Origin of the sequence: Dechloromonas hankyongensis (assembly GCF_022012295.1) — a bacterium.
GTDB classification, from domain to species: domain Bacteria; phylum Pseudomonadota; class Gammaproteobacteria; order Burkholderiales; family Rhodocyclaceae; genus Azonexus; species Azonexus hankyongensis.
On the sequence record NZ_JAKLTN010000002.1, the window covers coordinates 786,037 to 799,728 of the forward strand.

Below are 13,692 nucleotides of genomic sequence, written 5' to 3' on the forward strand. Positions count from 1 at the left end.
GATACAGGAATAAAGATGACAATTATTGCAGTTGTAGGCTTGGGTTACGTTGGTTTGCCGCTCGCCGTCGAGTTTGGCAAAAAATATAAAACAATCGGCTTTGATCTTTCCTCGGAAAAGGTTGAAAGCTACAAGAAGTTTTATGACCCAACGGGTGAAGTCAGCACAGATGATCTCAAAGCCGCTACGCAACTGACTGTCACAACAGACCCCAGCAGTCTGCGTGAAGCTGATTTTGTCGTTGTCGCCGTACCGACCCCGGTCGATGATGCGCATCAGCCCGACTTCAGCCCGCTTGTCGGCTCCTCCACCTCCGTCGGCAGAAACCTGAAGCAAGGCGCGATTGTGGTGTATGAATCGACCGTCTACCCTGGCGCGACAGAAGAGGTGTGCATCCCCATCCTGGAAAAAGAGTCCGGCAAGACGTGGAAAAAGGATTTCTTCGTCGGCTACTCGCCCGAACGGATCAATCCGGGCGACAAGGAACGCACTGTCACCAAGATCGTCAAGGTCGTCTCTGGAGACACGCCGGAAACCCTGGCCAAGGTTCAGGAGATTTACGGCAGCGTGATCACGGCTGGCGTCTACCCGGCCTCCAACATCAAGGTGGCCGAAGCCGCCAAGGTTATCGAGAACACCCAGCGCGACCTGAATATCGCACTGATGAACGAATTGGCCATCATTTTCGACAAGATCGGCATCGACACGCTGGAGGTGCTGCAAGCTGCCGGTACCAAGTGGAACTTCCTGCCCTTCCGTCCGGGTCTGGTCGGCGGCCATTGCATCGGTGTCGACCCGTACTACCTGACGCACAAGGCTCAACAGCTGGGCTATCACCCGGAAGTCATTCTGGCGGGTCGTCGCATCAATGACGGAATGGGGAAATTCATTGCCGAAAAGACCATCAAGCAGATGGTTTGCAATGGTCATCCGGTCAAGGATAAGCCGATCATTGTTCTGGGCCTGACCTTCAAGGAAGATTGCCCCGATCTGCGTAATTCACGCGTCATCGACGTCATCCAGGAACTCGAGTCCTATGGCGCCAAAGTCTATGTTCATGATCCTGTTGCCGAAGCCAAGGAAGCTCGTCACGAATATGGTGTCGACCTGGTTTCCTGGGAAAATCTGCCCAAGGCAGCAGCCATTGTCATGGCAGTCAGCCATCGCGAATTCAAAACACGGCCAACTTCGGATTTCTTGTCTAAACTGGAAACCGATGGCGTGATTACCGACGTGAAGAGCATGCTTGACCCTGCCGACTTTTCCGAAACCGGAATTTCGGTCTGGCGTTTGTAAGGGGCAACAGATGAGGCACTCAAGACACCGATTATTGTTTCCCGTCGGATGGGTATTGGGTGCCTCTATCGTTCTGGTCAGTTCGGTTGCAATTGCCGAGGACAAAACCCAGAAAGACAGGGCAGTTGCATTGCGTCACGAAGGCCGTACCTTCGAGTACGGCGAGAACGGCTTTAAGAAAGATCCGGAAAAAGCCGTTGAACTGTACTGTGAAGCGGCTCGACTGGGCGATGTCGAAGCCCAATACAACCTGGGCTGGATGCTTGCCAACGGGCGTGGCGTTCCCAAGGATGAAGCAACTGCTGCATATTTCTTTACCATGGCGGCAAAACAGGGCGATGCCCTGTCGATTCGCATGCTGCGCCAAGTCGGCGAGCCGGTCAGCAAAGTGCCGACCTGCCTGCTCGATACCGACGAAGGCCATGACATCGTAGACAACGCTCTACCGCAACATCAGAAAGTATTAGGGCTCGTCCAGCAACTCGCCCCTCAGTATGGCGTTTCGCCTCGCTTGGCAATGGCCATCATTCGCGCCGAATCCAACTTCAATCCAACAGCCGTATCGCCCAAAAACGCCCAGGGACTCATGCAACTGATTCCCGAAACAGCCGAACGGTTCAACGTCAAAAAACCCTTTGATCCCGAACAGAATATTCGGGGCGGTTTGGCCTACCTGCGCTGGCTGCTGGCATATTTCCAAGGCAACATCGCCCTGGTCGCTGCTGGATATAACGCGGGAGAAGGTGCAGTGAATCGGTATGCCGGTGTTCCGCCTTACGCCGAGACACAGGGCTATGTGAAACGCATCCGCGATATATTCCGCCGTGATGACCACCCGTATGATGCAACGGTAACTACCCCCTCACCTGAACTACCTCGAATCATTGCTTCGAAGCGGTCAATGTGAAACGCACCTACAAGCTGATCGCTCATATCGGCCTCCTCTTGGGCGTTTTTTGGTGTTCCAACGGAAATGCAGATCTGCCGAATATGATCGAAAAGATCAAACCGGCCATCGTCGCCATCGGCACATTCCACAAGACACAAAGTCCTCCATTTTCATTTCGTGGGACCGGCTTCGTTATCGCCAACGGGAACAAAATAGCCACAAATGCTCACGTGTTGCCGGAAGCCGGACCTCCGGAGGCACCGGAGCTAGCGGTGTTAATACGCTCTTCAACAGGAGAAGGTTCCATTCGACGAGCGAAATTGCTCAGCAAGGATGTCGATCATGACCTTGCGATTCTTTACGTCGATGGCCCTCCATTGCCAGCACTCAGCATCGGGAATTCGACCGGAGTTCGCGAAGGTCAGGAAATAGCATTTATCGGATTTCCGATCGGTGGCGTGCTTGGTTTCTCGCCGGTCACCCATCGCGGTATTATCTCGGCGCTAACGCCAATCGCCATACCCGGAGCGAATTCCAATCAAATCAATGAAAAACTAATCAAACAAATTCGCAAAGGAACATTCAACGTATTTCAGCTTGATGCCACTGCTTACCCTGGCAACAGTGGAAGCCCTGTTTTCAATACTGAATCCGGCGAGGTCATTGGCGTCATCAACATGGTATTCGTAAAAGGTACCAAGGAAGCCGTCCTAAGCAATCCATCCGGAATTTCCTATGCCATCCCCGCGAACTATCTCACGGAACTTCTCCGCTGAATCCGGCATAATCCGTCGGAAATGACATGGTCAATCACCTGATAGTCAATCCTAGTTAGAAATGTCGGCTTTCTTTACACTGATGCCATTCAGCCCAGACTTTATGAGCGACAATATAGCCAACCACATGAATACAATAGACTATTCATTTTGGCTCATTTCTTGCATATAACAAGCAAACTATCTTTCCCGCATCGGAGTTCCTGCCATGTCGTTAAATAACAATGATCCCGTGAAGCCAGTCGAGACGACTCCTGGTTCCCCGCTCACGACTGAAGAGATCGGCACGACAGAGTCCATGAATGCTGGGCGGCGCAAGATTGCACGACTTGGCGTTGGCGCTCCGTTGGTATTGACGCTGGCCAGCCGCTCGGTACTGGCCAACCAATGTCTCTCGAATATGCTCTCGGGCAACCTTTCAGACCCGACGCGCGACAGCATTTGCCAGAAAGGCTGGAGTCCTGGCGGCTGGGGCCAACCCGGGGGCATGATCGGTAGCTATACAACCCTCGGCGCATGGCAAGCCATCGGCTACAACTATGGCACCTTGAAGCCCAATTGCAGCGCAAGCCAAGTTTCCTGCTACACCGGCGGCACCAAGATGTCCGGCCTCCCCTCATGGCTGAACAAGGATGGCGTAGCTGGGTCCACACGTGTCGTTGATGTTCTGCTCAACAATAGTGCCTACAACGTTACCCGCCATTTGATCTGTGCCTACTTCAACGCAAAACTGGGGGAACTCGGCGGCTCGTTCCACTATGTCATGACGGTAGCCCAACTTCAGCAGTTGGCTTCTGGTGCCTTGCTTCCGCCGGGAGGTATGTCGATCAGCGCCTTCCTGGACAGCACCTGGGCTTAAATACCGTATCGATCTGTCAATTTCACACGTGGCCCATACGCGGGATATCGAAGTCAGACGGATACAAGAGCAGTTTGCAACTCGCCGACTTAGTGAAGAGATTGCGCTGTTCAATATCAAGTCGGGCAAAACCCACCTACTGGACGCATCACTGGTAGCCGTATTTGACTTACTGGGCGACATACCCAAAACGAAAGCATCTTTAATTGCAGAGGCAACGCCTCTGGCCAGCCTTTATCAGGACGATATCGAAAATTTTATTGACCATGCCCTGCACGAATTGCAGGATATCGGTTTAATCGACGTCGCAGAAACACCTTGAAACTTGGCTCGCTGAAAACCGAAGAAATTCGGTATCGCCTGAAAAATGGTGGATTACGCTTATCCCTTGCTGGTTTCGAGTTGGTCGTTCACTCTTCGCTACCGGAGGTTGCAAACGGGATATCCCTCCTCTATTCGGAATACCCGCTAGGCACTGAGGACGGCTTTACCGATTTTCAAATAGCCCTCGACCCACCTTCCCCCTTGCGGCGATGGTTTCGTCCACAGGTGAATTTCACCATGGGCGATCACACCCCGTTCAAACCGTTACCACTTGGCCAGGCATTCGCCATGTTCGAATGGGGCCTAAACTGGGTAATTGCCAACCACTGCCATCAATTTGCCGTAGTGCACTCGGCGGTCGTCGAAAAAAATGGCAAGGGAATCATTTTTCCAGGCACCCCCGGCAGCGGAAAAAGTACGCTCTGCGCAGCGTTGACCTGCCGCGGATGGCGTCTGCTTTCCGACGAAATGGCCCTGATATCCCTGAGAACAGGACAGATACACCCGTTTCCCCGGCCTATCGGCCTGAAGAATGTGTCGATCGATATCATCCGTGATTTCGGTGAAAACCTGCTTTTTGGCAAAACGGTTCATGACACTGCCAAGGGCGACGTGGCCCACCTCTGCCCACCCGCGGAAAGCGTTGCGGCCGCGCGTATAACCGCAACTCCGTTTGCCGTGGTATTTCCGCGTTACCAGCAAGGGGCAGAACTTGAATTTAGGCCGGTGAGCAAAGGGCAGGCTATGCTGCAACTCGCCGAGAACTGCTTCAACTACCCCGTCCTAGGCGTGGACGGGTTTAACTGTCTGACCGACATCGCCGATCGTGCCCTAGGCCACACCCTGAGCTACTCGCGGTTACCCGAGGCAATTGCAGCGCTGGATAGACTCGTCGAAGATACGCAATAGATGACTCCCGACCATCCACTGATCCACCTCTTGCGCGCCCCCACGGAGGCCACAAAGACGCTTTCCCTACGCGAATGGAGCATTGCCATCAGCGCCGCCCGCGAAGGTCATCTGCTTGGGCGCCTGGGGCATCTGCTCGGCGCCCCGGAAGTCTCTGCAATGCTTCCCGAACAGGTCAGGAACCATACCGAAAGCGCCAATCGTGTGGCTGCCAGCCAGCACCGGAATGTGCGATGGGAAATTGAAGAAATCCACCGCGCCCTGAATGGCAAAAATATTCCATTTGCCATACTCAAGGGAGGTGCCTACATTGCCATGGGCTACGATGCCGCCCGGGGAAGAACCCTCTCTGATATCGACATCATGGTTCCGCACGCCAGAATCGTCGAAGCCGAACGTGCGCTTATCGACAATGGCTGGTTTCCGGGCAAACTCAATCCTTACGACCAACGCTACTATCGCACCTGGATGCATGAACTGCCTCCGCTGCGACACCTGGAGCGCGGCACGACGCTGGATGTCCATCATACGATCATTCCGCCAACAGCGGCCGTAAAGCCTGACGTTAACCAGCTCTGGGCAGAAGCCAAGCCTTTAGCCCCTTACCGCGACGTATTCGTGCTCTGCCCGGAAGACATGGTTTTGCATAGCGCCACTCATCTTTTTCACGATGGCGAAATGGAACATGGGCTACGCGACTTGATCGACATGGACAGCCTGATCGGCGAGTTCGCCCGACAAGCGGATTTCTGGCCGAAGCTGAACCAGCGAGCTGTGCTTCTCGACCTCACTCGCCCCCTGTACTACGCCCTGCAGTGCCGCCAGCATTTTCTTGGAGTTGCTGCCCCCGAGGAAATACTACGTTCGATTGGCGCCCGGCAAGAGTTCGGAGGTCCATCGACGCAGTGGATACTTGGCCAACTTATCACGGCCATTGGCGCCATTCTGCACGAACGCCCAACACTCGGTATCCAGTTCGCCAAATTCATGGTTTTCGTGCGATCTCACTACCTGCGCATGCCGATGCACCTTCTGGCCCCGCACCTGCTTAGAAAGATGCTGGTTCCCAAACAGGAATAAGGCACGCCGGCTGTAGCTAGCGAATTCAGAACGGATGCTTGGCGTGCCCGGAGGGACTCGAACCCCCGACCTGCTGCTTAGAAGGCAGCTGCTCTATCCAGTTGAGCTACGGGCACTTGAGGGTGATGCAAGAGGAATTGGTCGGGGCGGTGGGATTCGAACTCACGACCCTCTGCTCCCAAAGCAGATGCGCTACCAGACTGCGCTACGCCCCGACACGAGAGAGCGCATTCTACCACCCCCCGGAAACACGCGCTAGATCAAGGAACTATCTTTCGACAACAAACAAATCTTGCCTCACGGCTGCCTTCATGATATTTAATCGTTTTTTCGTCATCAGGCGCACAAGGCATAAGAACATGGCAGAAGAACTGCTCCACAAGCACTTCACTCCCTACCAACCCAAGGCTGGTGAGGATTACATGAGCAACAAGCAACTGGCTCACTTCCGCAAGATTCTTGAAGCAGTCAAAAAAGAATTGAGCGAGGACATCGACCGCACCGTCCATACGATGCAGGATGAAGCCACCGTTTTCGCTGACCCCAACGATCGTGCCAGCCAGGAAACCGACATGGCCATCGAATTGCGCAACCGTGACCGCGAGCGCAAGCTGATCAAGAAAATCGATGAAACCCTGGGCCGTATCGACAGCGGCGACTATGGCTTCTGCGACAAGTGTGGCGTCGAAATCGGCATCAAGCGCCTGGAAGCTCGCCCGACGGCAACCCTGTGCATCGATTGCAAGACCCTGGACGAACTGAAGGAAAAACAGATGGCCAAATAGGCCGTTCATACCTTCCAAGACTGCAGCAAGCAATCGAGCAGCCAAAAACAAAGGGCACCTTACGGTGCCCTTTGTGCTTTCGGGGATTACTCCGTCGTTACTGCTGTTGTTGCTGCACAGCAGCCTCGGGAGCAGCAGCCTGCGGAGCGGCAGTGCCCTCTTCGGCAGCAGCAGCCTTCATCGACAGCTTGACGCGGCCGCGATCATCGGTCTCCAGAACCTTGACACGCACGACCTGGCCTTCCTTGACGTAGTCTTCAACCTTGTTGACACGCTCCTGAGCGATCTGGGAGATGTGCAGCAGGCCGTCCTTGCCCGGCAGGACCTGAACGATGGCACCGAAGTCGAGAATCTTCAGCACAGTGCCTTCGTAGATCTTGCCGATCTCGACTTCTGCCGTGATGGCATCGATACGGGCGCGTGCCGCAGCGGCAGCATCACCGGAAGTGGCAGCGATGGTGATCGTGCCGTCGTCCTGGATATCGATCGTGGTACCGGTTTCTTCGGTCAGCGCACGGATAACGGCGCCGCCCTTGCCGATCACGTCACGGATCTTTTCCGGATTGATCTTGAAGGTGTACAGACGCGGGGCGTAAGCCGACATTTCCTGACGCGGACCGGCAGCCGATTCCTGCATCAGGCCTAGGATATGCAGACGGGCGTCCTTGGCCTGAGCCAGTGCGACCTGCATGATTTCCTTGGTGATGCCCTGGATCTTGATGTCCATCTGCAGCGCGGTAATACCGGTCGTCGAACCGGCAACCTTGAAGTCCATGTCGCCGAGGTGATCTTCGTCACCCAGGATGTCGGTCAGCACGGCGAAGCGGTTGCCGTCCTTGATCAGACCCATGGCGATACCGGCAACGTGGGCCTTGAGCGGCACGCCGGCGTCGAGCAGGGCCAGACAGCCGCCACAGACGGAAGCCATCGACGAGGAGCCGTTGGATTCGGTGATTTCGGAGACCAGACGCATCGAGTACGAGAAATCTTCCGGCTTCGGCAGCACGGCCAGCAGGGCGCGCTTGGCCAGACGGCCGTGACCGATTTCGCGACGCTTCGGGGTGCCGACACGACCGCATTCGCCGGTGGCGTACGGGGGCATGTTGTAGTGCAGCATGAAGCGGTCGCGGTATTCACCGGCCAGCGCATCGATGATCTGCTCGTCGCGGTTGGTACCCAGCGTGGCGACAGCCAGCGCCTGGGTTTCGCCGCGGGTGAACAAGGCGGAACCGTGGGTGCGCGGCAGGACGCCGGAACGCATGGTGATCGGACGGACGGTGCGGGTATCGCGACCATCGATACGCGGAGCACCGCTCAGGATCCGGCCACGGACGATACCGGCTTCGAGTTCGAAGAACAGGTTACCGACAGTGTTTTCGTCCGGAGCGCCTTCTTCGCCGGTGCACAGGGCAGCGACGGCTTCGGCACGGATTTCCTTGACGGCCTGGCTGCGGGTCTGCTTGACGGTGATGTTGTAGGCCTCTTCCAGCTTGGCGCCGCAGACTTCCTGCAGGCGGGCAACCAGGGCTTCGTCCTTGGCCGGAGCTTGCCAGTCCCATTCCGGCTTGCCGGCTTCCTCGACCAGTTCGTTGATGGCGTTGATCGCCTTCTGCATTTCGGTGTGGCCGAAGACAACGGCGCCGAGCATGATCTCTTCGGACAGTTCCTGGGCTTCGGATTCGACCATCAGCACGGCAGCTTCGGTACCGGCAACGACGAGGTCGAGCTGAGTTTCCTTGAGCTGGCTCAGGGTCGGGCACAGCACGTACTGGCCGTTGATGTAGCCGACGCGGGCGGCACCGATCGGGCCGTTGAACGGCACGCCGGAGATGGCCAGGGCAGCGGAGGCACCGAGCAGGGCCGGGATATCGGAATCGACTTCCGGATTCAGCGACATGACGGTAGCGACGACCTGTACTTCATTGTAGAAACCGTCCGGGAACAGCGGGCGGATCGGGCGGTCGATCAGGCGCGAGGTCAGGGTTTCCTTTTCGGAAGGACGGCCTTCACGCTTGAAGAAGCCGCCGGGAATACGGCCGGCAGCATAAACTTTTTCCTGGTAATCGACGGTCAGCGGGAAGAAATCCTGGCCCGGCTTGGCACTCTTGGCCGCCACAACGGAAACCAGAACCACGGTTTCTTCCATGGAAACGAGGACGGCACCGCCAGCCTGGCGGGCGATTTCGCCGGTTTCGATGGTGACCTGATGGTCGCCATAGGCGAAGGTCTTTTTCACGACATTAAACATAAATTCCTTTCACTCTCATCACATTAGACAACAATAACAACAACTTACAACACAACAAAAGAACAACGGTACGGCAAAAAACAAAAGAGCGGCCGGGAAACTCCGGGCCGCTCTTCCTTGCTTCGGGTGCGCCTTACTTGCGCAGGCCGAGCTTGGTAATCAGGGTACGGTAACGCTCGACGTCCTTGCCCTTCAGGTAGTCCAGCAGCTTGCGACGCTGGGAAACCAAGCGCAGCAGACCACGACGGGAGTGGTGATCCTTGGTGTGCTCCTTGAAGTGCGGCTGCAGATCGTTGATGCGGGCGGTCAGCAGGGCAACCTGGACTTCCGGGGAACCGGTGTCGCCCTTGGCTTGAGCGAATTCGGCGACGATGGACGCCTTGTTTGCAGTAGTCATTGCCATTTCAAACTCTCTTTCATTGTTACGACGCAGCCCCAGTTTGATAGAGCCAGCGCCAGTTGGAAAATTCCATCGACGATGGAAAGCGTTCGATTATATCAGCTTAGCTGGCGAGCTGCACCAGCCTTTTCGGCCACAGCAAGCCACCATGCCCGGGCTCGCCAACGCCGATCAGTCGCTCCTCGGCATAGACGCGTATCTTTCCTGCCATCCCCGCCGATAATGCCACCGGGTTGCCGTGCTGGAAGCGGTTCGCCTCGACGCCCTCGAGCGTAACCATCGGCAAAGACTGCAATAGTGCATCGACCGGCAGCAGCCACTGGCCACGCCCCGCTTCGTCGATTTCGGTCAATTCAGCCAGCGTCACGGCCCTGTCTAAGGTCAGATCGCCGACCACGGTACGCCGCAAGGCGGTCAAATGCGCCCCACAACCGAGCGCCTGGCCGATATCGGCGGCCAGCACGCGGATATAGGTACCCTTGCTGCAAGCCACCCGCAAGGTCAGCGCATCACCGGAGAAAGACAGGCATTCGATGGCATGGATGGTCACCGCCCTCGCCTCGCGCTCGACCTCGATACCTTGGCGGGCCAGTTCGTAGAGCGGACGACCGTCCCGCTTCAGCGCCGAATGCATGGGCGGAATCTGCTGAATAGCGCCGGTAAATCGCGGCAGCACATCCGCGATGCGAGCCGCATCGACGTTCACTTCGGCCGTCGCGGTGATTGCCCCTTCGGCATCGCCGGAATCGGTCGTCACACCCAGCTTGAGCACCGCTTCGTAGGCCTTGTCGGCATCGAGCAGGTCGGCGGAAAACTTGGTCGCCTCGCCGAAGCACAAGGGCAGCAGCCCGGTGGCCAGCGGATCGAGGGTACCGGTATGCCCCCCTTTGGCGGCGGAAAAGAGCCGACGCGCCTTTTGCAGCGCATCGTTCGAGGTCATGCCTATCGGTTTGTCGAGCAAAAGCACGCCATCAACCTGTTTCCAGGTTTTTTTGACCTTGGGCTGCATGGGAGACTTATTCTTCGGGCGTCTGATCGGACAGCGCGTTGGCCTGGTCGATCAGTTGCGACAAACTGGAGCCGCGCTCCAGCGAATTGTCGTAAACGAAATGCAGTTCCGGCAGCGTGTGAATATGGATGCGACGCCCCAATTCACGGCGCAGGAAGCCGGATGCCCGCTTCAGGCCACGCTCGATTTCGTCGAGATGGTCTGCGTTGAGCGTGGTGAAGAACACCTTGGCGTGCGCGTAGTCCGGCGTCAGCTCGACATCGGTCAAGCTGATCATGCCGACACGCGGATCCTTCAGTTCGGTACGAATCAGATCAGCCAGGTCGCGGCGCACCTGCTCCGCGACCCGGTCACTACGTAGAAATCCTCTGGGAGACTGCTTTTTCATTACAGCGTGCGTGCCACTTCCTGGATTTCGTAGACTTCAAGCTGATCGCCTTCCTGGATGTCGTTGTTGCCACGGAGCGACAGACCGCACTCGAAGTTGGAACGGACTTCCTTGACGTCATCCTTGAAGCGCTTGAGGGAGTCGAGCTCGCCATCCCACTGCACAACGTTGTTGCGCAGCAGACGGACGCGGGAATTGCGCTTGACGATACCTTCCAGCACGTAACAGCCGGCAATGGCGCCAACCTTGGAGACGTGGAAGACCTGGCGGATTTCGACCATACCGGTGATCTGCTCGCGCTTTTCCGGCGACAGCATGCCGGACAGAGCGGCCTTGACTTCATCGACTGCGTCGTAAATCACGTTGTAGTAACGGATATCGACGCCGAAGTTCTCGGCCAGCTTGCGGGAACCCGCATCGGCACGGATGTTGAAGCCGATAATGACCGCACCGGAAGCCTGTGCCAGGTTGACGTCGGATTCGCTGATTGCGCCGACACCACCGTGGATGACGTTGACCCGGACTTCCTCGTTCGACAGCTTGGCCAGGGTCTGCACCAATGCTTCCTGGGAACCCTGCACGTCGGCCTTGACGATGAGCGGCAGAGTCTTGACCTCGCCCTCTTCCATCTGCTGGAACATATTTTCCAGCTTGGCCGCCTGTTGCTTGGCCAGCTTGACGTCGCGGAACTTGCCCTGACGGAAGAGCGCAATTTCGCGCGCCTTCTTTTCGTCGGTCAGCACGATGGCCTCTTCGCCAGCGGCCGGCACATCGGACAGACCGAGAATTTCGACCGGAATGGACGGACCCGCTTCGTTAATCGGCTTGCCGTTCTCGTCGAGCATGGCGCGAACACGACCGAAGACCTGGCCGGCCAGCACGATGTCGCCGCGCTTCAAGGTACCGGACTGGACCAGCATGGTCGCCACGGCACCGCGCCCCTTGTCGAGGCGAGCTTCGATGATCAGACCCTTGGCCGGCGCATCCTTCTGCGCGGTCAGTTCCAGCACTTCGGCCTGCAGCAGCAACTGCTCGAGCAGGTCGTCGATGCCAGTACCCTTCTTGGCCGAAACCGGGACGAAGGGCGAATCGCCGCCGTACTCTTCCGGAATGACGCCTTCGGCGACCAGTTCCTGCTTGACGCGGTCCGGGTTGGCATCCGGCTTGTCGATCTTGTTGACCGCCACGACCAGCGGCACACCGGCCGCCTTGGCGTGGTGGATCGCTTCCTTGGTCTGCGGCATCACGCCGTCATCGGCTGCGACGACCAGAATGACGATGTCGGTGGCCTTGGCACCGCGCGCCCGCATGGCCGTGAAGGCCTCGTGACCCGGGGTGTCGAGGAAGGTGACCATGCCACGGTCGGTTTCGACGTGGTAGGCACCGATGTGCTGGGTAATGCCGCCGGCTTCGCCGGCCGCAACCTTGGCGCGACGGATGTAGTCGAGCAGCGAGGTCTTGCCGTGGTCGACGTGGCCCATGACGGTAACCACCGGAGCGCGCGGCTCCAACGGAATGTCCTTGTGCTCGGCGCTTTCCTCGAGGAAGGCGTCCGGATCGTCCAGCTTGGCGGCAACCGCCTTATGGCCCATTTCCTCGACCACGATCATGGCCGTTTCCTGGTCCAGAACCTGGTTGATGGTAACCATCGAACCCATCTTCATCATCGCCTTGATGACTTCCGTCGCCTTCACGGCCATCTTGTGGGCCAGGTCGGAAACGGAGATGGTTTCGGGAATATGCACTTCGCGGGTGATCGGTTCGGTCGGCGCCTGGAAGCTGCCCTGACCGTCGTCGGACTTGTGCGACTTCTTGTGGCCGTGGCGATTGTCCTTCCAACCGCCGGCGCCATCGGAGCCGCGGGTCTTGATGCCACCCTTTTTCTTGCCGTCATCGGCGGCACGACCGCCCTTGTTGTCACCCTTCTTGACGCCGGTTTCCGGCTTCTTGTGCAGGGTGCCCTTTTCGCCTTCACCGGCCTTGGCTTGGGTAGCTGCCTGCTGTTTGGCCAATTCGGCTGCCTTGGCAGCGGCCGCAGCCACTTCAGCCTGTTGACGCATCTGCGCCAACTGGACTTCGCGGGCTTGCTTTTCACGCAACTCGCGTTCCTGAATTTCACGCAGACGGCTGGAACGCGCTGCAGACTCCTCGCGAGCCTTCAGCTCCTTCTCGCCAATGATGGCGGCACGGCTAAGCACCGGTGCAGCCGGCTTTTCAGCTACGGGCTCCGGCACCGCTTCAACCACCACCTCCGGAACGACTTCCGGCTCCGGCACGACCTCGACGACCGGCTCCGGCACGACTTCGACCACCGGTTCCGGCACGACTTCGACCACCGGCTCGGGAATGACTTCGACTTCCGGCACTTCCGGCTCGACGGATTGGTTCAGCGTTTCCAGTTCGGCTTCCGGCGCATGTTCGCCGACATCGCGCTTGACCAGGACACGCTTCTTGCGCACCTCGACCTGAACGGTACGGGCGCGCCCATGGGCATCGGTGGCCTTGATTTCGGACGTTTGCTTGCGGGTCAGGGTGATCTTGGTCTGCGACTCGTCGCCATGCGAACGGCGCAGATAGTCGAGCAGCCGAGCCTTGTCCTGATCGGTCAGCGTTTCGCTGGACCCTTCCTTGCTGACGCCGGCCTTGCTCAATTGCTCGAGCAGGGCCGCGACCGGCATTTTGAGTTCAACGGCAAATTGTGAAACTGTTGTTGCGGACATACTTTGCTA

At 57.5% G+C, this 13,692-nt stretch carries 13 protein-coding genes and 2 tRNA genes; 8 read left to right on the top strand and 7 right to left on the bottom strand.

Going from position 1 to position 13,692, the window contains the following annotated elements:
* Positions 1 to 15: 15 nt before the first annotated feature.
* The 7 genes from LZ012_RS12270 to LZ012_RS12300 all read left to right on the top strand — a co-directional run bounded on the left by LZ012_RS12270 (position 16) and on the right by LZ012_RS12300 (position 6,133).
* Positions 16 to 1,296 carry a nucleotide sugar dehydrogenase gene (locus tag LZ012_RS12270; RefSeq protein WP_275711105.1) on the top strand — a complete coding sequence of 427 codons (1,281 nt, stop codon included), beginning with the start codon at positions 16 to 18 and terminating at the stop codon, positions 1,294 to 1,296.
* Positions 1,297 to 1,351: 55 nt separating this feature from the next.
* Positions 1,352 to 2,203, top strand: coding sequence for a lytic transglycosylase domain-containing protein (locus LZ012_RS12275; RefSeq protein ID WP_275711106.1), 852 nt, complete (start codon positions 1,352 to 1,354; stop codon positions 2,201 to 2,203).
* Positions 2,200 to 2,961, top strand: a complete 762-nt coding sequence (locus LZ012_RS12280) for a S1 family peptidase (protein ID WP_275711107.1) — start codon at positions 2,200 to 2,202, stop codon at positions 2,959 to 2,961. The genes LZ012_RS12275 and LZ012_RS12280 overlap by 4 nt, the downstream gene beginning before the upstream one ends.
* Before the next feature lie 208 nt (positions 2,962 to 3,169).
* Positions 3,170 to 3,820 carry a hypothetical protein gene (locus LZ012_RS12285; RefSeq protein ID WP_275711109.1) on the top strand — a complete coding sequence of 217 codons (651 nt, stop codon included), beginning with the start codon at positions 3,170 to 3,172 and terminating at the stop codon, positions 3,818 to 3,820.
* A gap of 28 nt (positions 3,821 to 3,848) precedes the next feature.
* A complete protein-coding gene (locus LZ012_RS12290) occupies positions 3,849 to 4,142 on the top strand; it encodes an HPr-rel-A system PqqD family peptide chaperone (RefSeq protein WP_275711110.1) in 294 nt (97 codons plus the stop codon).
* On the top strand, positions 4,139 to 5,053 hold the full coding sequence (locus LZ012_RS12295) for an HprK-related kinase A (protein WP_275711111.1): 915 nt from the start codon (positions 4,139 to 4,141) through the stop codon (positions 5,051 to 5,053). Before LZ012_RS12290 ends, LZ012_RS12295 begins: the two co-directional genes overlap by 4 nt.
* Positions 5,054 to 6,133 carry a nucleotidyltransferase domain-containing protein gene (locus LZ012_RS12300; RefSeq protein ID WP_275711112.1) on the top strand — a complete coding sequence of 360 codons (1,080 nt, stop codon included), beginning with the start codon at positions 5,054 to 5,056 and terminating at the stop codon, positions 6,131 to 6,133.
* A 39-nt stretch (positions 6,134 to 6,172) separates the two neighbouring features.
* Here the strand turns inward: LZ012_RS12300 and LZ012_RS12305 are convergent.
* Both LZ012_RS12305 and LZ012_RS12310 read right to left on the bottom strand, forming a co-directional pair.
* Positions 6,173 to 6,249: transfer RNA gene (locus LZ012_RS12305), tRNA-Arg, on the bottom strand.
* 22 nt (positions 6,250 to 6,271) lie between these two features.
* Positions 6,272 to 6,348: transfer RNA gene (locus LZ012_RS12310), tRNA-Pro, on the bottom strand.
* A gap of 144 nt (positions 6,349 to 6,492) precedes the next feature.
* Here LZ012_RS12310 and dksA point away from each other — a divergent pair.
* The gene (dksA, locus tag LZ012_RS12315; protein WP_275711113.1) at positions 6,493 to 6,918 is read left to right on the top strand and encodes an RNA polymerase-binding protein DksA; all 426 of its coding nucleotides are present in this window, start codon (positions 6,493 to 6,495) and stop codon (positions 6,916 to 6,918) included.
* Positions 6,919 to 7,015: 97 nt separating this feature from the next.
* On the opposite strand, the gene pnp is transcribed toward dksA, so the two are convergent.
* The 5 genes from pnp to infB all read right to left on the bottom strand — a co-directional run bounded on the left by pnp (position 7,016) and on the right by infB (position 13,683).
* Positions 7,016 to 9,166 (bottom strand): polyribonucleotide nucleotidyltransferase, encoded by a 2,151-nt coding sequence (gene pnp / locus LZ012_RS12320; RefSeq protein WP_275711114.1) that lies wholly within the window; start codon positions 9,164 to 9,166, stop codon positions 7,016 to 7,018.
* 133 nt (positions 9,167 to 9,299) lie between these two features.
* The gene (rpsO, locus tag LZ012_RS12325; RefSeq protein ID WP_150429230.1) at positions 9,300 to 9,569 is read right to left on the bottom strand and encodes a 30S ribosomal protein S15; all 270 of its coding nucleotides are present in this window, start codon (positions 9,567 to 9,569) and stop codon (positions 9,300 to 9,302) included.
* Between the two features lie 100 nt (positions 9,570 to 9,669).
* Positions 9,670 to 10,575: a tRNA pseudouridine(55) synthase TruB gene (gene truB, locus LZ012_RS12330; RefSeq protein WP_275711115.1), complete on the bottom strand. Its 906-nt coding sequence runs from the start codon at positions 10,573 to 10,575 to the stop codon at positions 9,670 to 9,672.
* A gap of 7 nt (positions 10,576 to 10,582) precedes the next feature.
* Positions 10,583 to 10,963 carry a 30S ribosome-binding factor RbfA gene (gene rbfA / locus LZ012_RS12335; protein ID WP_275711116.1) on the bottom strand — a complete coding sequence of 127 codons (381 nt, stop codon included), beginning with the start codon at positions 10,961 to 10,963 and terminating at the stop codon, positions 10,583 to 10,585.
* Positions 10,963 to 13,683 (bottom strand): translation initiation factor IF-2, encoded by a 2,721-nt coding sequence (gene infB / locus LZ012_RS12340; RefSeq protein ID WP_275711117.1) that lies wholly within the window; start codon positions 13,681 to 13,683, stop codon positions 10,963 to 10,965. The genes rbfA and infB overlap by 1 nt, the downstream gene beginning before the upstream one ends.
* Positions 13,684 to 13,692: the final 9 nt, after the last annotated feature.

Excerpts from the sequence above, each read along its gene's own strand:
- LZ012_RS12270 (WP_275711105.1), top strand. The coding sequence starts at position 16 with ATGACAATTATTGCAGTTGTAGGCTTGGGTTACGTTGGTTTGCCGCTC.
- LZ012_RS12285 (WP_275711109.1), top strand. The coding sequence starts at position 3,170 with ATGTCGTTAAATAACAATGATCCCGTGAAGCCAGTCGAGACGACTCCT.
- LZ012_RS12300 (WP_275711112.1), top strand. The coding sequence starts at position 5,054 with ATGACTCCCGACCATCCACTGATCCACCTCTTGCGCGCCCCCACGGAG.
- dksA (WP_275711113.1), top strand. The coding sequence starts at position 6,493 with ATGGCAGAAGAACTGCTCCACAAGCACTTCACTCCCTACCAACCCAAG.
- pnp (WP_275711114.1), bottom strand. The coding sequence starts at position 9,166 with ATGTTTAATGTCGTGAAAAAGACCTTCGCCTATGGCGACCATCAGGTC.
- rpsO (WP_150429230.1), bottom strand. The coding sequence starts at position 9,569 with ATGGCAATGACTACTGCAAACAAGGCGTCCATCGTCGCCGAATTCGCT.
- truB (WP_275711115.1), bottom strand. The coding sequence starts at position 10,575 with ATGCAGCCCAAGGTCAAAAAAACCTGGAAACAGGTTGATGGCGTGCTT.
- rbfA (WP_275711116.1), bottom strand. The coding sequence starts at position 10,963 with ATGAAAAAGCAGTCTCCCAGAGGATTTCTACGTAGTGACCGGGTCGCG.
- infB (WP_275711117.1), bottom strand. The coding sequence starts at position 13,683 with ATGTCCGCAACAACAGTTTCACAATTTGCCGTTGAACTCAAAATGCCG.